The following is a 23,394-nucleotide window of genomic DNA, read 5'->3' as shown; positions in this document are numbered from 1 at the left end:
TTAATGTTCGTGCAGGACCGGCGTAAGGCCCCACAGTTTTCTGAAATCATCGGCTTGCGATTCGACTTCCTTGCGTTCGACGGCGAGCGAACCGCTCGCTCTGACGGCGCGCAGATGCAGCTTGCCTTCCGATTCCTCGGCGATAAGCTTGCCGATCACCTGCGTTTCGCTGCGGTCCAGCGCGATCGCCAGCTGCAGCAGCATCCCCAGCTTGTAGATTAATGCGAGGTCGTCCTCGGAAAGCAGCGGCTTGTAGGGAGCGGCGATTTGTTTCGTGCGGTTTTTGCTCTTATAGGATGCAATCAATGAACAGATCAACAATTCCCGGTGGGATAAGCCGTTTAACCGAGAGTTGATCATGAGATAGAACGTATGTTTCTTGTAATCGTAATAATCGATGCTCGCTCCGATTCGATGAAGCGTCGAGGCGATATCGATAAACAGCGCTGCCTGGTCTTTGGACGGTTTCCCCGCGTATAACAATTCTGTTAATTGCAGCACGATCCGATTAACGTGTGTCGTATGCTGCATGGGCGCTTCGGGATGCAGGGCTGCTAGATTGTTTACGCTGTACATCGTGACATCGTCCAGCCGGGGCTGATCGGGAAAACGGGTGGAGAAGAACAGGCCGTCGCGCAGGCCGGCACCGCAAATGATATAATTCGAAGCGCCGACAGCGCGATAGATCGTGCGCAAGATAGCTAGACCCGGAACGATAATATCGACGCGGTCTTTGGAAAGGCCCGGCATGTTTTTGCGTTTGTTGAGCGGAAGCTGCCTCAGCAGTTCGAACAGCTCGTCCGCGGCTTGCCCTTCGATGGGATAGTTATGCGTGCTTTCGAACGGGTATTTAATGTAAGCTTGCTGCATTTTGCCGAGCGAACGGACGGTGCCGCCGACGCCGACGAGCGGAAGTCCCGGTGTTTGCTTGAGCCATGGCAGACGATTGACCGCCTGTTCGACCAACTGCTCCAAGTCCGCTAATTGCGCGTCGGACAGCATCCCGTTCTTGGCAAATTGGCGGGTCAGGCTGACGCAGCCGAACGGAAACGAGAAGGCTTGGACAAGCCGGCGGTCTCTGAACAGCGATACTTCCGTGCTGCCGCCGCCGATATCGATGAGAAATCCGTCCGTGACGGACATCGTATTGATCATGCCGAGAAATCCGTATCCCGCCTCTTCTTCGCCGGAGATCAATTCGATTTCCAGTCCCGTTTCCTCCCTGATTCGCGAGAGGATATGATTCCTGTTGGTGGAATTCCGGATGGCGGCCGTGGCTACGGCGCGAATGAGCCCCGTTTTATGATGCGCGCAGATCAAGCGGAAATGGTTGATCATGTCGACGAGTTCGTTAAGGATGTCGTCCGGCAGTGCGCCGTCGTCATTTAATTGTTCGCTTAAGCGCGCGGCGCGTTTGCTGCCGTCAATGACGCGGTGGGCACCATTGGAGGTCCGTTCACAAACGACCAAGCGGATGGAGTTGGAGCCGATATCGATAATGCCGATGCGTTGTTCCGTCAATGCGTGGAGCCTCCTAATGGAATCATGTTTGTAAGTCTTACCGCACATTTTACCATTTGCGGAGGGACACAACAAAGGTTTGTTTCTGAAGGGTAAAAAGGCGGGGACTTGGGTAAAATCATGGAAGGATTCACAGCGGAGAACGCGATTTCGGCATGAGAAAAAAGTTTTTCAGAGGCGATAAAGCATTTTTATGTCTTGTTTTGTTTCCTTCCTGTTCGAAATCCGATATGATTAACTACGACGATAGGGAACTCGAATCCAAATATTGTTAACGGTTACCCCATTATTTTTAAATATAGATGCAAAAGGAGAGAGAAACATGACAGCAACCAAAGGTCTCGAAGGCATTGTCGCAACGACATCCTCAATCAGCTCCATCATCGATGGCGTTCTGACTTACCGCGGCATCAACATTGACGATTTGGCGGAAAACGCTTCTTTCGAAGAAGTGGCATACCTGCTTTGGTACGGCAAACTGCCGAACCAATCCGAGCTGAACGAGCTTCTTCAGCAGCTTGGCGAGTATGCGGCGGTTCCGGCCAGCGTAATTGATTCTTTGAAGCTCTACCCGAAGAATACGAACTCCATGGCAGCCCTTCGTACAGCTGTATCCAGTCTTGCTTTGTTCGACGAGCAAGCTAACGATATGTCCCAAGAAGCGAATATCAAGAAAGCCATCAAGATCCAAGCTCAAATCCCTACGCTGATTGCCGCGTTCGCGCGCATTCGCGAAGGCAAAGAGCCGGTCGCGCCTAAAGCGGGCGTTTCGATCGCTTATAACTTCCTGTACATGCTGAACGATCAAGAACCGGATCAAGTCGCGGTCAAAGCGCTGGATCAAGCACTCGTTCTTCACGCCGATCACGAACTGAACGCTTCCACTTTCGCAGCCCGCGTTACGGTAGCGACGCTGTCGGATATTTATTCCGGCATCACGTCCGCAATCGGCGCCCTTAAAGGCCCGCTGCACGGCGGCGCGAACGAAGCCGTTATGGTGATGCTCGAAGAAATCGGTTCGTTCGCGAACGTAGAGCCGTACATCAACCAGAAGCTGGCGAACAAAGATAAAATCATGGGCTTCGGACACCGCGTTTACAAAAACGGCGATCCGCGCGCGAAACATTTGCAAAAAATGTCCCGCGAGCTGGGCAAACTGACCGGCAATATGGAACTGTACGAAATGTCCGTCAAAATCGAAGAGATCGTCACCGGCCAAAAAGGCTTGAAGCCAAACGTCGATTTCTATTCCGCTTCGGTTTACACGACGCTGGGCATTCCGCGCGACCTGTTTACGCCGATCTTCGCGATCAGCCGCGCATCCGGGTGGACCGCGCATATCCTTGAGCAATACGAGAACAACCGCCTGATCCGTCCTCGCGCGGAATACACGGGTCCGGTCGATCAGAAAGTAACGCCAATCGCCCAACGTTAATTCGGACTTCGGGCCGGCGTTCATCATGCATAACACCGGCAGACCCGGGTCGTCCCGGGCTGTCCTGCCTCTGACGGGGTGTCGGCACGCAGCTTGCTTCAATTTGCGTTGCCGGCTCCCGTCATGTTATGTATATACCTATACCGTTGTACAGCGGCTTTCCGAAGCCAAGCATTCAAACTACATTTTTAGGAGGATTTTATCATTATGCAACTCGAAAAATTCGCATTGCCAACAGAAGGCGACAAAATCACGATCGATAACGGCGTTCTTCAAGTGCCGAACAACCCAATCATTCCATTCATCGAAGGCGACGGCACGGGCCGCGACATTTGGAAAGCTTCCAAACGCGTACTTGACGCAGCAGTCGAGAAAGCATACGGCGGCGAGAAGAAAATCGCATGGTACGAAGTTTTCGCCGGCGAAAAGGCGTTCAATACTTACGGCGAGTGGCTTCCAGCCGACACGCTGACTGCAATCCGCGAGTACATCGTTGCGATCAAAGGTCCGCTTACGACGCCAATCGGCGGCGGTATCCGTTCCCTGAACGTTGCGCTTCGCCAAGAGCTTGACCTGTATACTTGCCTGCGTCCCGTTCGTTACTTCGACGGCGTGCCTTCCCCGGTTAAACGCCCTGAACTCGTGAACATGGTTATCTTCCGCGAGAACACAGAGGATATCTATGCCGGCATCGAGTACCAATCCGGTTCGGAAGACGTTAAGAAAGTCATCTCCTTCCTGCAGAACGAAATGGGCGTTAACAAAATCCGCTTCCCTGAAACTTCGGGTATCGGCATCAAGCCGGTTTCGGCAGAAGGCTCCAAACGTCTGGCTCGCGCAGCGATCGAATACGCATTGAAACATAACCGTAAATCGCTGACGCTCGTTCATAAAGGCAACATCATGAAATTCACGGAAGGCGCGTTCAAGAACTGGGGCTACGAAGTTGCTGAGCAAGAGTTCGCGGACAAAACTTTCACATGGGGTCAATATGACCGCATCAAAGAAGCTGAAGGCACGGATGCGGCTAACAAAGCGCAAAAAGAAGCAGAAGCTGCTGGCAAGCTGATCGTAAAAGACGCTATTGCCGACATCGCGCTGCAACAAGTTCTGACGCGTCCAACCGACTTCGACGTTATCGCAACGCTGAACCTGAACGGCGACTACCTGTCTGACGCTCTGGCTGCACAAGTCGGCGGCATCGGTATCGCACCGGGCGCTAACATCAACTACCTGACTGGACATGCTATTTTCGAAGCTACGCACGGTACGGCTCCGAAATACGCGGATCTTGACGTCGTTAACCCAGGTTCCGTTATTCTGTCCGGCGTTATGCTTCTTGAGCACCTCGGCTGGCAAGAAGCTGCTGATTCCATCTACAAAGGTCTGGAAACGGCAATCAACAACAAAACGGTTACGTATGACTTCGCCCGCCTGATGGAAGGCGCGACTGAAGTGAAATGTTCCGCGTTTGCTGATGAAATCATCAAACACCTGTAAGGATAGGGCGACCCTAGTAAGTCTTTTGTTTAAAATCAAAATCAAACGTGCATCCTCTTATAGACAAGTGTACCCTCAATCCAAGTGCACCCCCTAAATCCCCCTGAGGGGGACCCCAAGGGCTCTGCCCTCTGGAATCCCTCTTACTAACGTGGGAACGATAGAGGCGCTTGGATGCGGGTGCGTGCAAGGCTTACGCAAAATCCGCATAACTCAGCTTATGCGGATTTTGCACGCTCATCAGATGTTCGGGTGAGCGGCGCCTGCAGCGCTCTTTATGACCAAAGGAGCCGCTTGCTGCGGCTACACTTACTTGGGAGGCTTATCTGAGATGGCGATTAAACGGAATAAAATTACGGTTGTGGGCGCCGGGTTTACCGGTGCGACTACGGCTTTGATGTTGGCGCAGAAAGAGCTTGGCGATGTGGTGCTTGTCGATATCCCGCAATTGGAGAACCCTACGAAGGGCAAAGCGCTCGATATGATGGAATCGACGCCCGTGCAGGGCATCGACGCCAAAATCTCGGGTACGAGCAATTACGAGGATACGAAAAATTCGCAGGTCGTTATCATTACGGCCGGCATCGCCCGTAAACCGGGCATGAGCCGCGACGATTTGGTGAATACCAATGCCGGCATCGTGAGATCCGTCTGCGAGAATATCAAAGCAACCAGCCCGGATGCTTATGTGATCATCTTGTCCAACCCGGTTGATGCCATGACGTACGTGGCGTTTAATGCGCTTGGCTTCCCGAAAAACCGGGTTATCGGCCAATCCGGCGTGCTGGATACGGCACGATATTGCACGTTCATCGCCGAGGAGCTTAACGTATCGGTCGAAGACGTTCGCGGCTTCGTCCTTGGCGGCCATGGCGACGACATGGTCCCGCTCGTTCGTTATTCGAACGTAGGCGGTATCCCAATCGAGAAGTTGATCTCGGCCGAGCGGATCGAAGCGATCGTGCAGCGGACGCGCGTCGGCGGCGGAGAAATCGTCAACCTGCTGGGCAACGGAAGCGCGTATTACGCACCTGCGGCATCGCTCGTTCAGATGACGGAAGCGATTTTGAAGGACAAGAAACGCATTACGCCGGTAATCGCGCTGCTGCAAGGCGAATACGGCTATGAGAACTTATTCATGGGCGTGCCTGCAATACTGGGCGGTGACGGCATCGAGAAAGTGTTCGAGCTTGAACTGACGGACGCCGAGAAAGCGGAGCTTGAGAAATCCGCGAACTCCGTCCGCAGCGTCATCGCTGTCGTTAATGGCTAGTTAATGTTAATAGGCGTATCTCACTCATGAAGCACATGAGACCCTGACGCATCAAACCGTCAGGGTCTTCCTGTTTTCGGCGATGTTAGCGATACGAGAGTCTCTTAACGAACGAATAAGGAGGGATTTCATGCAACATGAAGCACTGCAAACGTTAAAACGCGTTTATGGCTACGACAGTTTCCGCAAGGGGCAAAGCGACATTATCTCCGGCCTGCTAGGCAGCAAGGATACGCTGGCGATTTTGCCGACGGGCGGGGGGAAGTCGGTCTGTTATCAAATTCCGGCCATGCTGCTGCCTGGCACGACGATTGTCGTATCGCCGCTCATTTCTTTGATGAAAGATCAAGTGGATGCATTGAATCGGCTCGGCGTACCCGCAGCTTATTTGAACAGTTCGCTGGATGCGGCGACGTACCGCGAAGTCGTGAGGCAGACATCTCAGGGCGCGTACAAACTGCTCTATGTCGCGCCGGAACGGCTGGACAGCGGCATGTTCGAGTCGTTGTCCGCACAAATGCATATTCCGCTGATCGCCATCGATGAAGCGCATTGCGTTTCGCAATGGGGTCATGATTTCCGGCCGAGCTACCGCCAGCTTGCCGGCTGGATCGGCCGGCTGGAGAACCGTCCGCCGGTGGCCGCGTTTACGGCAACGGCGACGCCGGAGGTTGCGCAGGATATCGCGGCGATGCTGGGCTTGCATGACCCGAATATTTTCATTACGGGATTCGCGCGGACGAATTTGACGCTGTCCGTCGTTACGGGGACGGACAAACGGAAGTTTCTAAGGGATTTCGTGCAGCAGCGGCCCGACCAGTCGGGCATTGTCTACACGGCGACGCGCAAGGAAGCGGAAGAGGTCTGCGAAGACTTGTCCCGTCTTGGCATCGCGGTCGGCAAATACCACGGCGGTTTAAACGACGAGGAACGCGCGGATGCGCAGGAACGGTTCAGGTTCGACGAGAACAGGGTCATGGTGGCGACGAATGCGTTCGGCATGGGGATCGATAAACCGAACGTCCGTTATGTCATTCACTGGCAAATGCCAGGCGACGTAGAATCGTATTACCAAGAAGCCGGACGCGCGGGACGAGACGGCGAAGAGAGCGAATGCGTGCTGCTGTTCGAGCCACAGGACGTGCAGGTCCAGCGGTTTCTGATAGACCGCGGCACGGGAGATCCGGAACGCAAGACCATTCAACTGAACAAGCTGTATACGATGATGCATTACAGCCGGACGGAGAAATGCCTGCTGCAGTACATCGTGCGTTATTTCGGTGAAGCGGATGTGCCGGAATGCGGCAAATGCAGCAACTGTCTCGATGTAAGCGCCATGGTCGAAGTGACGGAGGACGCCCGCAAAGCATTGTCCTGCGTCGGCCGTTTGAAGGGAAGATTCGGTATCTCGATGGCAGCGAAAGTGTTGAAAGGCTCGCGCGAGAAGCGCATTCTCGAGTTTGGCTTCGACCGGCTGTCGACGTACGGGCTCATGCGGCAGTGGACGGAACGCGACATTGCCGATTTGATGTATTACCTCGTAGCCGAGGGATATCTGCGCATCAGCGAGGGCGAGTACCCGACGGTATCGCTTACGGCGGAAGCGCTGCCGGTGCTGGAGGGCTCGGTTCCCGTTCATCGGCGGCAGAGCGCGGCGGCGAAACGGAGAGAGACGTCAAGCTCCGGACTGTCCGCGGCGAACACGCCTTTGTTCGAGGCATTGCGGGAATGGCGCCGGGAGACGGCTGCGCGGGAGAAAGTACCGCCGTTCATGCTCTTCTTCGATTCCGCCTTGCGCGAAATCGCGGATCGGCAGCCTGTTAATTCGGAGCAGCTGTTGGCCGTGAAAGGCATCGGCGCCGCGAAAGTAAGCAAGTACGGGCATGATGTCATCGGTATCGTCCGGCAATTTAAGCAAGATAGCGGCAGCTCGGATGACGACGGGGGAGGGGAGCGGGCTCAGACGTCCGGTTCTCAGCAGGGATCCGTTGCGAGGCAAGCACCGGCAGGTGCCGAGGAGCTTGCAAACTTGGAAGGCTTGCCGAGTCATATCCAGACGCTGACGCTGTTTGCCGAAGGGAAGACGCTGGCCGAAATATCCGCGCTTCGCGGCATGAGCCGAGTGACCATCGAGAACCATTTGCTGCGCTGCGGCGAAGAGGGAGAAGAGCTGCCGTGGGAAAATTTCATCCCGCAGCAATACGAAGCGTTGATCATAGAGACGATCGCCCAGGTAGGTGCCGATAAGCTGAAGCCGATCAAGGAAGCGCTGCCGGAAGAGGTCGATTATTTCGCCATCAAAGCCGTTATCGTCAAGCACCGTTTGTCGCCTGCTAGCGAATAAACCGTTTCTTTGAATTGCCCCGATAGTTTTAGTATACTTAAAGGTGACTATATTTTTCCGAGGAGGACGCTTGATGTTCAGTTTTATGTTATTTCTGCACTTGGTCGGCGCAGCCGGATTAGGGTTCTACATTGCGCTGCCTTTCATGGTGGGACGCGCATCCAAGCTTGACGGCAGCGGACAAGCCGGACTTGCCGAAGGCTTGGCATCCGCGAACCGCATCGCGCAATACTTCTTGGTCCTGCAGCTTCTTACTGGCGGGTACCTGATGTCGCAAGCCGATTATAAAGTCATTTGGATGATCATCGTAACGCTGCTGTTCCTGGCGATCGCGGCAATCGGCGGCATCATCACGAAACCTCTGAAACGAATCGCCATTTCGATTCAAAGCGGACAAAGCGCTTCGTCGCATATCGCGAAGGCTCGCACGCTGAGCGTGATTTTGCTGCTCGTGTACCTCGTAACGATTTACTTCATGCAAGATCGGATGTATAAGTAATACGCAGGCATGATCAACTGAAAAAACTTCTTGGAGGGGTTACGGTTGTTGAAATCACAGTCACCCGATTTGCTGACTTTCGGAGAAACGATGGCGCTGTTCATGCCGCAGGAATACCGGAGCATCGAACATGCCTCTACGCTTGAACAAAGCTTCGGCGGCGCGGAAAGCAACGTGGCGATCGGCGCAGCTAGACTCGGCTGCTCGGTCGGCTGGTTCGGCGCGCTGGGCGATGATCCGTTCGGCCGTTTGATTCTGAAGCGCATTCGCGGCGAAGGCGTCGATGTATCCCGGGCGAAGCTTACGGCGGATGCCCCCACAGGCATGATGTTCCGTGAAATGGTTGCCGGCAAGCTGGCGGTGCATTATTTCCGCAAGCATTCGGCAGCCAGCCGGATGACGCCGGACGATTTGGATTTGGACTACATACGCGGCTGCAAAATCCTGCATGTGACGGGCATTACGCCGGCGCTTAGCGACAACTGCCGGGAAACATTGCTGGCTGCTGTGAAAGCAGCCAAAGAAGCGGGCGTGCGGATCAGTTTCGATCCTAACTTGCGGCTCAAGCTGTGGTCGATCGAAGAAGCGCGCCGGGTCGTCTTGCCGATCGCCGAGCTGGCGGATTACTTCCTTCCGGGCTGGGACGAGCTGCGCATGCTCTACGAAACCGATGATTTCGACACGGTGAAAGCCAAACTGACGGCGTTGAACGCGATCAGCGTGATCAAAGGCGTCGGCGACACGACGGTCGTACTGGAGAACGGCAATGCGGTTGAAATTCCATTCTATCCTGCCGAGCAGGTCGTGGATACGGTCGGCGCGGGCGACGGGTTCTGTTCCGGGTTTCTGGCGGGGCTGCTGCGCGGCATGACTCCTGTGGAAGCCGTCCGTCTTGGCAGCATTAACGGTGCGCTGGTCGTGCAAATGCGCGGAGATTGGGAAGCGCTGCCCGACTGGACGACGGCAAGCCGCAGACTATCGGACAAAGGCTGGGTGGAACGGTAAATGGCTGACGTGCAATCGTCGAAAGGACAACGCCGGCGCGAAGGAATCATGAATGCGCTGAAGCGGCAAGGGCGGATCACGATTCAGGAAGTCGTGGAGCGTTTCGGGGTTTCCGAAGCGACGGCGCGGCGCGACCTGGAGCTGATGGAGAAGGCGGAGCCCGTCATTCGGACGATTGGCGGAGCCATGTACGATGGGCTGAACGCGGTGCGCGAGCTTCCTTTCGCGGAGAAGGAAGGGTTGTCCTTCCTGGAGAAGGAGCGCATTGCAGCCGCAGCAGAAAGCTTGATTGCCGAAGGCGACGTCGTCGGGTTATCCGGCGGCACGACGAATTATTATTTGGCGAAGCTCCTCAAGACGCGCAGAGGGATTACGGTCGTGACGAACACGGTGAACATTGCGATGGAGCTGGCAGGCAGCGACATCAACGTCGTCGTCACCGGCGGCATGATGCGTCACAACAGCTTCGAATTGTGCGGCCCGCTGGGCGAAGGCATGATTGAGCAGCTGAATATCGGCAAAATGTTTCTCGGCGTCGATGGCGTCTCCTCGACGGGAGGCATTACGACGTATTCCGAGCAGGAAGCCCAAATCGCCAAAGCGATGATTCGGCGTTCGCAGGCGACCTACGCGATGTTCGATCATACCAAGATCGGCCGGACCTCGCTGTTCTCGATCGCGTCGCTGTCCGAGCTCCAAGGGTTTATCACCGATCGGGAACTGCCTCAGCAGCTGGCCTCCGTTGCCAGAACGCATGGCATTCAGACGGTAATCGCCGGCGGCGGGCAGGAGATCAGCATGTAATTGCGATTCGTTCCTTATCTAATAAAGGCAATGGCTGTATCGTGCTCCGGCACGGCGGACATTGCTTTTTTTTGTAGGCAGCCGGGCAGCGTGGAGCATTAAAATTTTTTTTGCTTCCTGTCATCTCGGAATTTGGTATACTGGTTACGATTACAATCGCAAAGGAGAAATGATACGTGTCTGAAAAACAAATCATTGGCAGCGCTTCGCATGCATACGAAGTAGTTAGCGGCTGGGGTAAGCTTCCAGAGGGCATTACATACGGTTACACGCACGGCATCGTAGTCGACGAAAATGATAACGTTTACGTACATAACACGAGCAAGGATTCCGTCGTCGTGTTCGACAAAGACGGCAATTTCAAAACTTCTTGGGGCGCGGAATTCGAAGGCGGCGCGCACGGCTTCTACTTGCACCGCGATAACGACGGCATTGAATATTTGTATTTTGCCGACACGAACCGGGCGCTGATCGTTAAAACGACGCTGAGCGGCGACGTGCTGCTCGAAATCGGCAAGCCGGATCGTTCGGACCTCTACGATACGGAACGCCGCTACGTGCCGACAGACGTCTGCGTAGCGCCTAATGGCGATATCTACGTATCCGACGGCTATGGCCAATACCATATTCATCAATACGACGCCAAAGGCAGCTACATCCGCACGTTCGGCGGACGCGGCTCGGAGCCGGGCAAAGTCATTGAGCCGCACGGCATCTCCGTTAACCTTCGCGGCGGCGAACCTGAGCTGTACGTCGCAGACCGCGGCAATGGCCGGATCCAAGTGTTTACGCTGGAAGGCGAGCACAAGCGCTTCGTGGACCATAACCTGGATAAGCCATGCAGCTTCTATTTCTTCGGCGATGAAGTTTACCTGCCGGACCTGGACAGCCGCGTGACGGTTCTGGACAGCGAAGACCGCCTGATCACGCACTTGGGCGAAGATCAGAAGGCTTACAAGCAAGAAGGCTGGCCGAATCTGCCGAAATCGTACTACCGTCCCGACAAGTTCAGCTCGCCGCACGGCGTTTGCGTTGATTCGCAAGGCAATGTGTTCGTAGCGGAATGGATTTTCGACGGCCGTATTACAAAGCTGGTTAGACAGAAGTAAGAAGAGATTATTTTGGCTTTCAGCACTCATATATGTTGTTGAACAAGAAGAGAAGCCCATGGACGCCGGCGAGCCGGAATCCATGGGCTTCTTCTTGTAAGTGCTCTACTTATGGATTATGGCTAACCCTGAATTACTTATGTTCAGCGCGGTATACGAGCCGTCCTTGCACCCACGTATGGCTGACAGCCTGGAAAGCAGCGTCCGCGAGCAAGAGATCCGCGTATTTGCCTTCCGCGATGCTGCCGGTTACATCCTGCAGGCCGAGCTGGCTGGCAGGATTGCCGCTCGCCATGCGGCTGACCTCGGTTACGTCAAGGTCGGTGTGTTCCAGCATATAGCGGAACGCGTTAATCATGGTCAACGTGCTTCCCGCCAAGTTTCCGCCGTGACGTAGTCGGGCTACGCCTTGAGCGACGTCGACTTCCAGACCGCCAAGTTCGTAGAATCCGTCACCTAGGCCGGCTGCGGATATCGCGTCCGTGATGAGGATGACCCGGTCAAGCGGCTTCGCTTGGACGAGCAGCCGAATCGCGGCGGGATGCACATGGTGCCCGTCGGCGATCAACTCGGCATTGATCCGATTGTCGCTGAGCACGGCGCCGACGGTTCCCGGCTCGCGGTGATGCAGCGCCCGCATCGCATTGAACGTATGCACCGCCTGGGACAGGCCGGCTTCGACAGCCGCTTCCACTTGTGCGAATAGCGCGTCCGTATGTCCGGCGGCTGCAACGATGCCGTTCGCGGACAAATAAGAAATGACCTCGGCCGCCCCATCTTTCTCGGGAGCGAGCGTCAGCTGCTTAATAAGGCCGGGATATGCCGTGTTCCAGGTCTGTACCCAATCCAGGCGCGGCGGCGAGATGAAAGCAGGGTTTTGCGCGCCCGGCCACAGCTCGCTGATGAAGGGGCCTTCCAAATGGACGCCGGCAAGGCTGGCGTGAGGCATATCGCCGTTGCGATAAGCAGCGGCCGCTTCGAGCACCGCCTCAATCGCTTCGCGCGAAGCGGTGACTGTGGTCGCCAGCATGCGCGTCGTGCCGTTGGAAGCATGGTAAGCCGTGATTGCATCGTATGCGGATGCCGAGGCATCCATGAAGTCGGAACCGGCGCCGCCATGGACATGCATGTCGATAAAGCCCGGAAGCAGCCAGCCGCCGTTTCCGTCGATGACCGTCAGGCCATCGGATGCGATCTGCGCATCACCGGCGCGAATTTCCGAAATCTTGCCGTCCGCAACCACGACGGACGCGTTCTCGACGATCGTTTCGCCAACGACGGCATTTACGCCTCTTATGAGCCAATTTCCAGCTGATTCATTCATCGTTTACAATAACCTCCCGGCCTCTCGATCTACTAATACGGTTACGTTCTTATGCGTTTGCAGCAGCGATGCAGGACATTCCGTCGTAATCGGCCCTTGAAGCGCCTGTTTGACGATCTCGGCTTTGTCCGCGCCTTTGACTACGAGCAGGATGGACTCCGCCTTCAGAATCGAGCCGACGCCCATCGTGATCGCTTGGGTCGGTACGTCGTCGATGGAAGAGAAGAATCTGGCGTTCGCTTCGCGCGTCGCGTGTTCAAGCTCGACGATATGCGTGCCGCCTTGCAGTTCCTCGTCCGGTTCGTTAAAGCCGATATGGCCGTTATGCCCGAGTCCGAGCAATTGAATATCGACAGGCTGCTCTTGAAGCATCCGGTCGTAGTTGGCGCATTCCGCTTCCAGGTCGCTCACCATGCCTTTGGGAAGATGGGCTTTGCCTGCCGGAAGATCGACATGATCGAATAGGTGGCGGTTCATGAATCGCGCGTAGCTTTGCTCGTGATCCGGCGATAAACCGACGTATTCGTCTAAGTTGAAGGTGGTCGCGTATTTGAACGAAAGATCGCCATTCTCGTACATCTCTATCATTTTTTCATAAATTCCGATAGGTGTCGAGCCTGTTGCCAAGCCGAGCGTCGATTCCGGTTTCTCCTTCAAAGCCGAGGCGAACAGCTGTGCGGCATAGAGGTCCAATTCGGCCGGCTGATCAAAACATTTTACTTGCATAACGAGTGCCTCCTATTATCATCATAGAACCATCTTATGAAATTATTATAAATCATTTCGTTCGATACAACAATTAAAATGATTGTAAAAATCATTTTTAAGATAAAAACGATCAAAATACAAAATCCTTTCCGCGGGCTTGCTCCACCGTCTTCAATATGCCATGATGGATGGATATGGCCACGGATGGAAGGAGCTTATTTACAGCATGACGGACAGATTGGATGCGGAGCATGCCGCTACCGCTAAGAGGAAGGGCGAGCATATTCGCATATGCCTGCAGGAGCAGGTACAGAACACGGGAGCCGGGACGGGCTTCGACGGATATCGGTTCCGTCACCAGGCACTCCCGGAAATTTCGTTTCAAGAGATCGACCTCTCGGCTTCGTTCTTGGGCAAGCGGTTATCGGCACCGCTGCTCATCAGCTCGATGACCGGCGGCACGGAAGAAACCGCCTTAATTAACGAGCGGCTTGCCGAAGCGGCCGAGGCGCGAGGCTGGGCGATGGGACTCGGCTCCATGCGGGCGGCGATCGAGAACGAAGCGCTCGCCGCTACGTTCCAAATCAGGAAGCTCGCTCCGAGCGTTCCGATTATCGCCAATTTAGGCGCCGTGCAGCTGAACTACGGCTACGGCGTCGACCAGTGCCGGAAAGCGGTGGAACTGGCGGAAGCGGATGGCCTCGTGCTGCATCTGAACAGCTTGCAGGAGGTGTTCCAGCCGGAAGGCGACACGGATTTCCGGGGTCTGCTGCATCGCATCAGCGAAGTTTGCCGCCGCCTGGACGTGCCTGTCGGCGTTAAGGAAGTCGGCTGGGGCATCGATGCCGAAACGGCCGCCGTTCTCCTCGAAGCCGGCGTCGCTTTCATCGACGTCGCCGGAGCGGGCGGAACGTCGTGGAGCCAGGTCGAGAAGTACCGGGCGCGCGATGAACTGCTCGCCGACGCCGCCGCGGCGTTCGCCGACTGGGGGACGCCGACGGCCGCCTGCGTGCGCGACATCCGCGCCGCGCTGCCGGAAGCGGAGGTCATCGCAAGCGGCGGACTGGCAAATGGCGTCGATGCCGCGAAAGCCATCGCGCTCGGCGCCGATCTCGCCGCATACGGACGCTCGCTGCTCGCAGGAGCAGCCGACCCGAAATCCGGCAGCGCCGATGAACTGATGCAGCAGATGGCGCGCATCGAATTCGAGCTGCGCGCCGCCATGTTCGGCATCGGCGCGGCCACGATCGGCGGGCTGCGAGCAACCGACCGGCTGATACAGCTATAAGCAAAGCAGGAAAAGGCAGACCCTTGCCGCGTCGTACGTCGCCATCGTACGTTACGCGGGGTCTGCCTTTTTTCTATATCCGGAATGATACGCACCGCTTCGTTAGAACAATGGCGATAGACGTTCCACGCCGTGCGCGTTCTATTTGACGAGTCCAACCCCGTCGATCTTCGTCTGGACCTTGACGTCGAATTTCAGGTTCGGATAAATTTTGAGCCAATCCTTATACGTTTGCGGGCTGCCCGCATGCGTTGCCCGGTAACGCAAGCCGAAGCCCATCGGATCGACGCCCGCCTGCTGGAATTTCTTGAGCAGCTTCTCGATTTCCCCGCTGATCTGCTTGTTGAACAGGGCCTCCAGCTTCTTCCAATCTTCATTATAGATGCCGAGCGGCGCCTCTTCGAAGAGACCGCTCACTTTGAGCGTCTGCTTGAGCACGTACTCATTATTCACTTTGGAAAGCTTGAAATGCGAGTCGATGTGGTCGACGTTAATGACCAGCGGGATGCCGTTCATCTTCATTGATACCGTCGACTTTCTATTCTGGTTCTTAATCTGATTGAAGGTTTCCGTTTCGCCCGGATTCAACGTGACCAAGAGCTTCGTGTCGTCGAAAAGCCCGAGCTGGGTAATTGCATATCCGTTCTTCTCGCCCCTAATAACGGGAAGGACCGGATTGATGCCCTTCTCCTCGAACCGGCGGATGAAATCGAACAGAAAGACAGAGCTCAAGTAAGAAGACTGCGTGGCATCGTTCCCGAACATCAGGAAGAGCGTGTTGCCGGGATAGCGCTCGGTCGTCGGTTCGATCTGGAGGATCGATTGGGCGTCCGGCTGGCCAACGGCCATGAAAGCGATACTTTGGACATCCCGCCGTCGGGAGAGCCAGTTAAGCGTAGGTTTATAATCCTTTTCGACGATTCCCTTGCCGAGCAGAAACAGTTTGCAGTGTCCGAAATCCAGCTCTTTATCCACATGGGCCTTCAGCAGCCGAACGCCTTCGGCAATCGATTCCGCTTGGATGGAGACGATTTTGCTCATGCTCGAGCCCGGTTCGTTCTTCGGGGACGGCACGGCGAGGCGCAGCGTTATTTTGAACCCCTTCGCTCCTTTATCGGCGGGATCGATCCCCATGGAGACGACGAAGAACCGTTTATCGATATCCTTGAATCCGCAGGCACCTGTTGCGATCGGAATCAACAGCAGCGACACAGCGAGCAAAGCGAACCGCAGCGCTTTCATTGTTCCAGCTTCTTTCCGGCCTTCGGCTTTCCGGCCTTCGGCGCGAACAGACTCAGTACGAACAAGAAGAGGACGGAGAAGATTTCCACGCCGGACCGTATGACGATCCAGTAGGTGGTGATTTCGAAATTCTCCTTCTCGCTGATCCAGTTGGCGTAGGCCACCGTCATTGCTGCGAAGAAGCTGACGATGATCCAGTTCGAACGCGGCGTGCGGGATGGATCGATGTCGGGTTTGGCTTTCGGCAGGCAGCTCTTGACCATCTCCATCGCCATCAGCCAGCCGATTGACGCGAAAATGAGTGTCATCACCAAGTACATGAGCAGGAAGACGAAAATAACCCGCTCGATGAATCCGTAAGTCATGATCAGCGTGTCCGACGTGACGCTCCAAATATAGAGGTAATTGGCCGATTCTTCCGTTCCGTGAATGCCGATCGGCACGAAGAACGAAATCAGCAGCGCCAGGCTGCAGATAACCGGGATCAGCCAGCGGAACCGAAGGCGGAAATTCGGCGAGAGCAGCCTGTTCATCATGAAGAAATTGATGTAGCCCGTGAACGCGAAAGAGGCTGCGGCGAACGGCTTGATCCGCGGCATCTGTTTCCAATACTGGATGACCGTCCTTATGGCATCCCATTCCATGTTTTTGTTATGGATCGCCTTGAAGAAGACGAATAAGATGATCGGCGCGCTGAAGATCAATCCGATTTCAAGGACGAATATGATCGTCAGCAAAGATCGCGTCGCCCCGTACATGCAGGTCAGGCACATGACGATTAGCACGATCATCGAGCTCGTGTCGGGGTTGAAGAAGCGATTGATCAACACGGAAAACGTATTCAACGACAGCGAAGATGCCGATAACCACGTGAGTGCCCAGACGAGCAGGAACGGAATGCTCGCGTATTTCGGAATGTACAAGGAGAGAATCTCGGGTATGCCCTTTCCGGGAAAAGTTTTCATGACATGCGTAAACAGGATCGCGAGCACGGTGCCTGACACCGCGGCGCATGCCATCGACATGAGGGCGCCGGTATACCGGTATTGGATCAGGGTATGCGGGACGAACAGCGCCAAGTTGATCAGGCCGAGAAGAAGAACGTTGTAATAGAAATAACGGTTCATTCCTGGCTCACCTGCCCAATGTCGGTTGAAAGCGAACGCTGTTTGCCGAAAAGACGGAAATACGGTTTCCCGAAGCTTCGCAGGTCGGCCAAATAAATGAGGTAGCAAACGAGCCCCAGCGTAACCCCGGATATGCCGAAGAAAATCGCGGGCACGAGCAGCGGATACTTGAGGAACCGAACGGCCGTTGACATATTGTTGACCGGAATGACGAAATTGGAGATCGCCACGACCGACGTGACGATAATCATGATGCTGCTGACAAGTCCGGCTTGCTGCGCCGCTTGGCCCAAGATCAAACCGCCGACCGTCGTAGCCGTGGAGCCGATATATTTGGGCAGGCGGACGCTGGCCTCGATGAGCGATTCGATCATGAACAGCATAATGAATACCTCGACGAATGAAGGATAGGGAACCGCGGTGCGACTGCCGGCGATCGAGAGTGTCAGCTGCACGCGGAACAATTCCGGATTGTAAGACATGATGGCGATATATAACGCCGGAAGCGTAATCGTCAATACGACGGCCATATAACGCAGTACGATCATGATGCGCGTCATCCAGTAGGAATCGTATTCATCGTCCACCGCGTGCAGGAAATCGAAGAAAGTGGCCGGCAGGATAATCGCGAACATCGAGCCTTGCAGCAGCAAAATCACTTTGCCGTCTTCGATCGCGGTGCAAACCCGGTCCGGCCTTTCCGTCATCATCATGGACGGGAACAAGCGGTAACGGTCGCCTAACGAGCGGACCAATTCGCCGGTAGCCGTATAGGTGGGATCCGACAGGTGCTCCAGCTTGGCCCGGATGTGGTCAAGCACGGTAGCGTCGACCCGGTGCTTATCGAACAACAGCGTCATGCGTGTTTTGGAAATGACACCGACGGTCCGTTCCTCGATGGCCAGCTCCTCGCTCGGATAACGGCTGCGGATAATGTTAATGGAGTCGATCAAGTCTTCGCTCAGCGCGATCTGAGGGCCCATAATGACGGTTTCCACCAGCGTCTGCGGGTTCTCGTTGCGGATGATGCGCGCGACGTCGAGCTTGTAGACGAGGCCGTTCAACTGCAAGAGCGCGAATCCGTGGAGCATCGTCTCCGCCCATTTGGCCGGATCGTCGAGCCTGATGAAGGACGGGTTGCGTTTCACGAGGTCCGCGAAAGGAACTTCCTGCTTCGAGAACGGAGCGTTGATAAAGTCGCCGACTTTGCTCTCGTCGCATAGGGAGGCAAGATAGGCCACTTCGATAATGAGCGTATCGTTCTGCAGGCGGCTCATGGTTAAGTCCCGCGCTTCGGCAAATACCGTCTTAATCCGGTTCAGCAAGGCAGTCACTTCCTTTCACGAATTCACGAAGAGCGTTCGAGCTGCTGATTGGAAACGGTTGGCAGCATGGTATAGTATGGTTGTCCGACTAGAAAAATATGCCTCGCTCGGCATTTTGCCAGATTTGCGGGCGTACGGTACAATTGAAGCAAGATATGGCAATTTCGTCATGACGAGCTATGAATCGGGAGGTAATCGATTGAGCGGTATTGCAGGAAGACCGGCTGCGACTGCGTGGCCCGGCGGTATATTACAAGTAAGAGTGCCGTTGCCGTTCTCGTTGAAATGGGTGAACAGCTACTTGCTGCGGGACGAACGGGGATACGTCCTCATCGATCCCGGCTTGCATACGGATGAAGCGGTCGCGGCCTGGAAAGGCGTTATGGACGAGCATGCGATCGGATTTCAGGACATCCATACGATCATGCTGACGCATCAGCATCCCGACCATTACGGACTTGCCGGATGGTTTCAAGAGAGAAGCGGCGCTCCCGTCTACATCTCGGCGGAATCGTACGCCTATACGCAGCGTCTGTGGGGAGACGATGGAGGCGCCGCGTTCGCGGCGGATTTGACTGCGCTCTATACGCAGCACGGCATGCCGTCCCAAGTCGTCGCCGCGTTAGGTCCGCATCTGGACAGCTTCATCGCGAAAGTATCGCCGCAGCCGCAGGTGCAGTTTATCGAAGCGGGGCAAACCGTCCGCATGGCGGAGACGGACTGGCAATTAATCGATGCGCCGGGGCATGCCGGCGGCCAATTATGCTTCTATGCGCCCGATAAGCGCTGGATGATCTGCGGCGACCAAGTGCTGCCGACGATCACGCCGAATATCAGCGCCGTTCCCGGCGAAGACGACAGGCAGCTGAAACGGTTTCTGCTCAGCCTGCGGGAATTAGCGTGCTATGAGGTCGAACTGGCTTTTCCAGGGCATCGGGAGCCTTTCGAACGTTTCGGGGAACGGGCGGCGGAGCTGGCGGCCCATCATGAACGCAGACTGGAGAGCATCGTCTTGATGCTGCGCGAATCGCCCGGTTCGGCCTACTCTGTATGCATGCGGCTGTTCGGCGAACGCATTGCGGGCGATGCGCATCATATGCGGTTTGCGATGTCGGAAACGCTGGCTCACATTTATGATTTGGAGCATAAAGGCCTCCTTGCAAGACGGCTGCAGGAGGATGGAATCACATACGTTGCATAAAGGGATTTCGCAAGATTTCCCGGAAAAAGGAGCCCGCAGATAATGGTCATGTCACGCTCTGAATCCCATCAACGCAACAAACTGAAGCGATCCAGGCGGCTACGAAGGCTGCTTGTCGTTAATCTCGCGATGCTTGTCGTCATCGCTATTCTGGTCGTTGTATACGTCGTGCAGCGTCAAGATGGCGGAGGAGGCAAGCTGGATGCCTCATCGAATGGAAACAAGCCGCCGGCGCAAGAGGGAGCTGGAGACCAGAACTCGCATGAACCGCCAGCTTCCAATGCCGGAAACGGCAGCCCGGACCCGGGGGAGCAGGCACAAGGGGGAACGAATGCGCCTGCTGGCAATCAAGGTGAATCCGGTCAAAACGACGGAAAGAGCGGAAGCAATCCCGATCAAGCGCCTGACGCAGCCGGAAGCACGAACTCGGAAGCCAACCAGGGAGCTGCCGGCGGAACGGACGGGAACGGTACCGTGGAAGCGAACGGGAACGGCGCTTCCGAAGGGACGGATGCGGATGGTGCTGCCGACGGAGCGGCCGGCTTAGGGGCGGTCGGTTCGGGTGAACGCGAGGTCAATCTATCGTTTACCGGCGATATTTTGCTGGCTGCTTCGGTCGAGCGTCTCCTGTTGAAGAACGGTTACGACTATCCGTACGCGAAGGTGCAGCAGTATTTGCAATTGTCGGATGTAACCGCAGCGAATTTGGAAACTCCGATTACGCTGCGCGGAACGCCGGCACCGAACAAGCAATACGTGTACAAATCCTCGCCCGACGCGCTGCCCGCTCTGATCGATTCCGGGGTCGACGTCGTCAGCTTGGCGAACAATCATACGCTTGACCAAGGCGAAGTCGGACTTCTAGATACCATCGATTATTTAAAGAAAGCGAAGCTGCCCTACATGGGCGCCGGCATTAACGATACCGAAGCGTTCAAGCCGGTCATCAAGGAAGTGGACGGCGTCCGCATCGCCTACATCGGGCTGACGCGGGTCGTACCCGTCGGATCCTGGAAAGCGGATAAGGATCATCCCGGTTTAGCGGAATCCTACGATCCGACGCGGGCCGTCGCCGCCATCAAGAAAGCGAAGACGGAAGCGGACATCGTCGTCGTCATGGTGCATTGGGGAACCGAGCTGCAGGACATGCCTAACGACGACCAGAAGCGCCTCGGACATGCGTATATCGATGCCGGGGCAGACTTGGTCGTCGGCAGCCACCCGCATATCCTGGAAGGCTTCGAGGCTTACAAAGGAAAATGGATCGCGTACAGCCTCGGCAATTTCATCTTTAGCGGCATGCCGGACAAACGGACGGCCGATACGGGCGTTCTGGATGCCGCGTGCGATGCTTCGGGCAAATGCGCGCTTAAGTTCCATCCGATGCGGGCCGTACAGTCGCAGCCGGCTCCGCTGGAAGGCGATGAGGCTGCCGCGCTGTTAAAACGGTTATCCAGCCTATCCATTCATGCCGCCGTCGATTCGAGCGGTCAACTTCAATCGAAGGAGTGAGAGATTTGTTAAATCCATGTGTCGCCCACCGCGGCGCTTCCGGCCTGGCGCCGGAGAATACGATGGCTGCGTTTCGAAAGGCGATGTCGTTTCCGTTCGTGCAATGGATCGAGCTTGATGTACAGCTGTCCAAGGACGGCATTCCTGTCGTCATTCATGACGACGCGTTGAGACGTACAGCCAGGACGTCTGGCAGAGTGAACGATTATACGGCCGAGGAATTGGGCTGCATGGATGCGGGCAGCTGGTTTGACAAGTCTTTCGCGGGCGAGGGGATTCCGACGCTCGAGCAAGTTTTGGACGCGACGATCGGCCGCTGCAGGCTTAATATCGAGCTGAAAACGTACGGCGGCCGTTATCCCGGCATGGAGCGCAAGGTAGTCGAGCTCCTGTATCGGAAAGGGCTGCAGCATGACTCGGTCATCACCTCCTTTGACCGCGAAGCGCTCCGGCAGGTGAGAGCATTGACGCAGGAGGTTCGGACCGGACTGATCATCGATGCGCTGCCGTGGACGCTTACGGAAGAATTGAAACGGATGGGTGCTTCGTTCTTATCGATCGGCTATTCTCGCGTTTCGGAGACGCTGCTGAAAGACATGAACCAAGCAAATATCGAAGTGATGGCGTGGACAGTCAATGACGAGCCGATGATGAAAAGACTGGCGCGGCTTGGCGGTTCGCTCATGATCTGCACGAACTATCCGGACCGGTTCCAGAATGTGCTGCAAGCCGGCGCATAGCCGCTGGATGGAATGAGCGGGGCGGATATAGAAGAGAATGAAGAGAAATTGAGAATCGGCAAACAAGCAAAAAGGCGCATAGCGCGGGCTGTCCGCGCTATGCGTCTCGTTATTTATGTACACGGACGCATGCGGTGAAAATATCGGCTAAAGCGTCTCGTCGGCATCGTCCTTGTAGCGCTCCCGGATTTCCAACAACGCGGGCAGCTGCTCGACGAACACGTCGACGACGCGGGGATCGAAATGCCGGCCTCTTTCTTCGCGGAACAGTTGCAGGATCCGCTCCAGCTCCCAAGCCTTCTTGTACACCCGATCGCTGCCGAGCGCATCGAATACGTCGGCGACGGCGGTGATCCGGCCGTATAGATGGATTTCTTCTTCCTTCAATCCTTGCGGATAGCCGGTTCCGTCCCACTTCTCGTGATGCTGGTGAGCGACGATCGCGGCGGTCTTCAACAGCTCGCGCCCGGAGGATTTCAGCAGCTGGTAGCCCACCTCGGTGTGCTGCTTCATCTGGTCGAATTCCTCGGAGGTGAGTTTGCCTTGCTTGAGCAGAATAGCATCCGGAATCGCTACCTTGCCGATGTCGTGCATGGGGGATACGACGCGAAGCAGTTCGGCTTCATGCGCGGATAAGCCGAGGCCTAGCGCGAGGATGGCGGAATAATCCGCGACCCGCTTGACATGGTTCCCGGTTTCCTTGGATCGGCCTTCTCCGATTTGACCCATCGTAAAAATGATTTCGCGCTGCGTGGATTCGATTTCTTCCTGCAGGATGACAGACTCCAGTGATTTGCCGGCATAGGCCGCGGCCAGCTTAAGCTGTTCCAGGTCCCGCCGCGAGAATACGGCTTGCGGAGTCAGCTTGTTGATCGCCTGGTATGCCCCGAGGATGACGCCGTTATTGCCGACGAAAGGCACGGTAATGATCGCTTGCGTCCGATAACCGGTCCGTTGATCGTTGTCGACGTTATGGCGGATGTCCGCGTAGGCGTCATCGATCAGGAGGCATTCTCCCGTTTCGATCGAATGGCCGACGAAACCGGTGCCGAGCGGAACGCGAATCTCGTTTACGCCATGCGCGATCGTCGTGAACAGTTCCTGTTTGGCATGGTCGATCAGCCAGACCGTGCAGCGATCGGCCAGGATCATCTCGCGGCCCATATCGGCCATGAGCAGCAGGACGTTTTTGATGCTGCGTTCGCCGCTGATTTTGGCCGTATAATCAAAGATAATGCGAAGCAGCTCTTCCGGCGTGCGTTCTTGCGGGGCGGGAGCTTCGTCTGCGTTTATAGGGATGGGCTCTAACATGATTCAGGCGACACTCCTTAGCTCGATTGATTCACATGACGCAATACGATTCGAGTTAATAGTTCAACGCGAACAGTCGTTATCCTTCCGGGAAATGGAATTACAAGACAAAATTCGACAATGAAT

General features: G+C 55.7%; 19 protein-coding genes. 12 read left to right on the top strand and 7 right to left on the bottom strand.

Translation table 11 applies throughout. The features are described from left to right. On the bottom strand, window positions 1-1,521 hold the full coding sequence (locus tag GZH47_RS07005) for a Ppx/GppA phosphatase family protein (RefSeq protein ID WP_162639435.1): 1,521 nt from the start codon (window positions 1,519-1,521) through the stop codon (window positions 1-3). A gap of 322 nt (window positions 1,522-1,843) precedes the next feature. Between GZH47_RS07005 and citZ the strand changes: the two genes are divergently transcribed. The 8 genes from citZ (at window position 1,844) to GZH47_RS06965 (ending at window position 11,490) form a co-directional block, all read left to right on the top strand. Beyond that, on the top strand, window positions 1,844-2,956 hold the full coding sequence (citZ, locus tag GZH47_RS07000; protein ID WP_162639434.1) for a citrate synthase: 1,113 nt from the start codon (window positions 1,844-1,846) through the stop codon (window positions 2,954-2,956). Window positions 2,957-3,163: 207 nt separating this feature from the next. After that, on the top strand, window positions 3,164-4,456 hold the full coding sequence (icd, locus tag GZH47_RS06995) for an NADP-dependent isocitrate dehydrogenase (RefSeq protein ID WP_162639433.1): 1,293 nt from the start codon (window positions 3,164-3,166) through the stop codon (window positions 4,454-4,456). A 331-nt stretch (window positions 4,457-4,787) separates the two neighbouring features. Continuing rightward, complete coding sequence (gene mdh / locus GZH47_RS06990) at window positions 4,788-5,729, top strand: malate dehydrogenase (protein ID WP_162639432.1); 942 nt, start codon at window positions 4,788-4,790, stop codon at window positions 5,727-5,729. Window positions 5,730-5,859: 130 nt separating this feature from the next. Next, window positions 5,860-8,073, top strand: a complete 2,214-nt coding sequence (recQ, locus tag GZH47_RS06985) for a DNA helicase RecQ (RefSeq protein ID WP_162639431.1) — start codon at window positions 5,860-5,862, stop codon at window positions 8,071-8,073. Between the two features lie 73 nt (window positions 8,074-8,146). Next, entirely contained in the window at window positions 8,147-8,572 is a 426-nt protein-coding gene (locus GZH47_RS06980; protein WP_162639430.1) for a hypothetical protein, read from the top strand. A gap of 48 nt (window positions 8,573-8,620) precedes the next feature. Beyond that, a complete protein-coding gene (locus tag GZH47_RS06975; protein WP_162639429.1) occupies window positions 8,621-9,577 on the top strand; it encodes a sugar kinase in 957 nt (318 codons plus the stop codon). Further along, the gene (locus GZH47_RS06970) at window positions 9,578-10,381 is read left to right on the top strand and encodes a DeoR/GlpR family DNA-binding transcription regulator (protein WP_162639428.1); all 804 of its coding nucleotides are present in this window, start codon (window positions 9,578-9,580) and stop codon (window positions 10,379-10,381) included. Window positions 10,382-10,557: 176 nt separating this feature from the next. Next, complete coding sequence (locus GZH47_RS06965; RefSeq protein ID WP_162639427.1) at window positions 10,558-11,490, top strand: NHL repeat-containing protein; 933 nt, start codon at window positions 10,558-10,560, stop codon at window positions 11,488-11,490. Window positions 11,491-11,623: 133 nt separating this feature from the next. On the opposite strand, the gene nagA is transcribed toward GZH47_RS06965, so the two are convergent. Both nagA and nagB read right to left on the bottom strand, forming a co-directional pair. Then, window positions 11,624-12,814, bottom strand: coding sequence for an N-acetylglucosamine-6-phosphate deacetylase (nagA, locus tag GZH47_RS06960; protein ID WP_162639426.1), 1,191 nt, complete (start codon window positions 12,812-12,814; stop codon window positions 11,624-11,626). 3 nt (window positions 12,815-12,817) lie between these two features. After that, a complete protein-coding gene (gene nagB / locus GZH47_RS06955) occupies window positions 12,818-13,540 on the bottom strand; it encodes a glucosamine-6-phosphate deaminase (protein WP_162639425.1) in 723 nt (240 codons plus the stop codon). 208 nt (window positions 13,541-13,748) lie between these two features. Here nagB and fni point away from each other — a divergent pair, with 208 nt between their 5' ends. Further along, on the top strand, window positions 13,749-14,810 hold the full coding sequence (gene fni, locus GZH47_RS06950) for a type 2 isopentenyl-diphosphate Delta-isomerase (RefSeq protein WP_162639424.1): 1,062 nt from the start codon (window positions 13,749-13,751) through the stop codon (window positions 14,808-14,810). A gap of 141 nt (window positions 14,811-14,951) precedes the next feature. Here fni and GZH47_RS06945 read toward each other — a convergent pair whose 3' ends face one another. Genes GZH47_RS06945 through GZH47_RS06935 form a run of 3 tightly spaced genes read right to left on the bottom strand, consistent with a single transcriptional unit; the run spans window position 14,952 to window position 18,504 of the window. Then, window positions 14,952-16,052: a Ger(x)C family spore germination protein gene (locus GZH47_RS06945; protein WP_162639423.1), complete on the bottom strand. Its 1,101-nt coding sequence runs from the start codon at window positions 16,050-16,052 to the stop codon at window positions 14,952-14,954. After that, window positions 16,049-17,179: a GerAB/ArcD/ProY family transporter gene (locus GZH47_RS06940; protein ID WP_162639422.1), complete on the bottom strand. Its 1,131-nt coding sequence runs from the start codon at window positions 17,177-17,179 to the stop codon at window positions 16,049-16,051. Before GZH47_RS06940 ends, GZH47_RS06945 begins: the two co-directional genes overlap by 4 nt. Then, window positions 17,176-18,504, bottom strand: a complete 1,329-nt coding sequence (locus GZH47_RS06935) for a spore germination protein (RefSeq protein ID WP_162639421.1) — start codon at window positions 18,502-18,504, stop codon at window positions 17,176-17,178. Before GZH47_RS06935 ends, GZH47_RS06940 begins: the two co-directional genes overlap by 4 nt. A gap of 199 nt (window positions 18,505-18,703) precedes the next feature. Here GZH47_RS06935 and GZH47_RS06930 point away from each other — a divergent pair, with 199 nt between their 5' ends. From GZH47_RS06930 to GZH47_RS06920, 3 genes are read left to right on the top strand one after another with little or no spacing between them, the layout of a single operon-like run. After that, window positions 18,704-19,705 carry an MBL fold metallo-hydrolase gene (locus tag GZH47_RS06930; protein WP_225446388.1) on the top strand — a complete coding sequence of 334 codons (1,002 nt, stop codon included), beginning with the start codon at window positions 18,704-18,706 and terminating at the stop codon, window positions 19,703-19,705. Between the two features lie 42 nt (window positions 19,706-19,747). Beyond that, complete coding sequence (locus GZH47_RS06925; protein WP_162639420.1) at window positions 19,748-21,217, top strand: CapA family protein; 1,470 nt, start codon at window positions 19,748-19,750, stop codon at window positions 21,215-21,217. Window positions 21,218-21,222: 5 nt separating this feature from the next. Continuing rightward, entirely contained in the window at window positions 21,223-21,957 is a 735-nt protein-coding gene (locus GZH47_RS06920; protein WP_162639419.1) for a glycerophosphodiester phosphodiesterase, read from the top strand. A gap of 147 nt (window positions 21,958-22,104) precedes the next feature. Here the strand turns inward: GZH47_RS06920 and GZH47_RS06915 are convergent, their stop codons facing one another. After that, window positions 22,105-23,268: a GAF and HD-GYP domain-containing protein gene (locus GZH47_RS06915; protein ID WP_162639418.1), complete on the bottom strand. Its 1,164-nt coding sequence runs from the start codon at window positions 23,266-23,268 to the stop codon at window positions 22,105-22,107. Between the last annotated feature and the right edge of the window lie 126 nt (window positions 23,269-23,394).

Source organism: Paenibacillus rhizovicinus, assembly GCF_010365285.1.
Lineage (GTDB): Bacteria > Bacillota > Bacilli > Paenibacillales > Paenibacillaceae > Paenibacillus_Z > Paenibacillus_Z rhizovicinus.
The sequence above is the reverse complement of the archived record's forward strand: the minus strand, read 5'-3'. Positions and strand labels throughout refer to the sequence as shown.

Coding starts and splice junctions, on each gene's coding strand:
- GZH47_RS06925 (WP_162639420.1), top strand. CDS start 19,748: ATGGTCATGTCACGCTCTGAATCCCATCAACGCAACAAACTGAAGCGA.
- GZH47_RS06970 (WP_162639428.1), top strand. CDS start 9,578: ATGGCTGACGTGCAATCGTCGAAAGGACAACGCCGGCGCGAAGGAATC.
- citZ (WP_162639434.1), top strand. CDS start 1,844: ATGACAGCAACCAAAGGTCTCGAAGGCATTGTCGCAACGACATCCTCA.
- GZH47_RS06915 (WP_162639418.1), bottom strand. CDS start 23,268: ATGTTAGAGCCCATCCCTATAAACGCAGACGAAGCTCCCGCCCCGCAA.
- recQ (WP_162639431.1), top strand. CDS start 5,860: ATGCAACATGAAGCACTGCAAACGTTAAAACGCGTTTATGGCTACGAC.
- GZH47_RS06980 (WP_162639430.1), top strand. CDS start 8,147: ATGTTCAGTTTTATGTTATTTCTGCACTTGGTCGGCGCAGCCGGATTA.
- GZH47_RS06945 (WP_162639423.1), bottom strand. CDS start 16,052: ATGAAAGCGCTGCGGTTCGCTTTGCTCGCTGTGTCGCTGCTGTTGATT.
- GZH47_RS06940 (WP_162639422.1), bottom strand. CDS start 17,179: ATGAACCGTTATTTCTATTACAACGTTCTTCTTCTCGGCCTGATCAAC.
- icd (WP_162639433.1), top strand. CDS start 3,164: ATGCAACTCGAAAAATTCGCATTGCCAACAGAAGGCGACAAAATCACG.
- nagB (WP_162639425.1), bottom strand. CDS start 13,540: ATGCAAGTAAAATGTTTTGATCAGCCGGCCGAATTGGACCTCTATGCC.
- nagA (WP_162639426.1), bottom strand. CDS start 12,814: ATGAATGAATCAGCTGGAAATTGGCTCATAAGAGGCGTAAATGCCGTC.
- mdh (WP_162639432.1), top strand. CDS start 4,788: ATGGCGATTAAACGGAATAAAATTACGGTTGTGGGCGCCGGGTTTACC.
- fni (WP_162639424.1), top strand. CDS start 13,749: ATGACGGACAGATTGGATGCGGAGCATGCCGCTACCGCTAAGAGGAAG.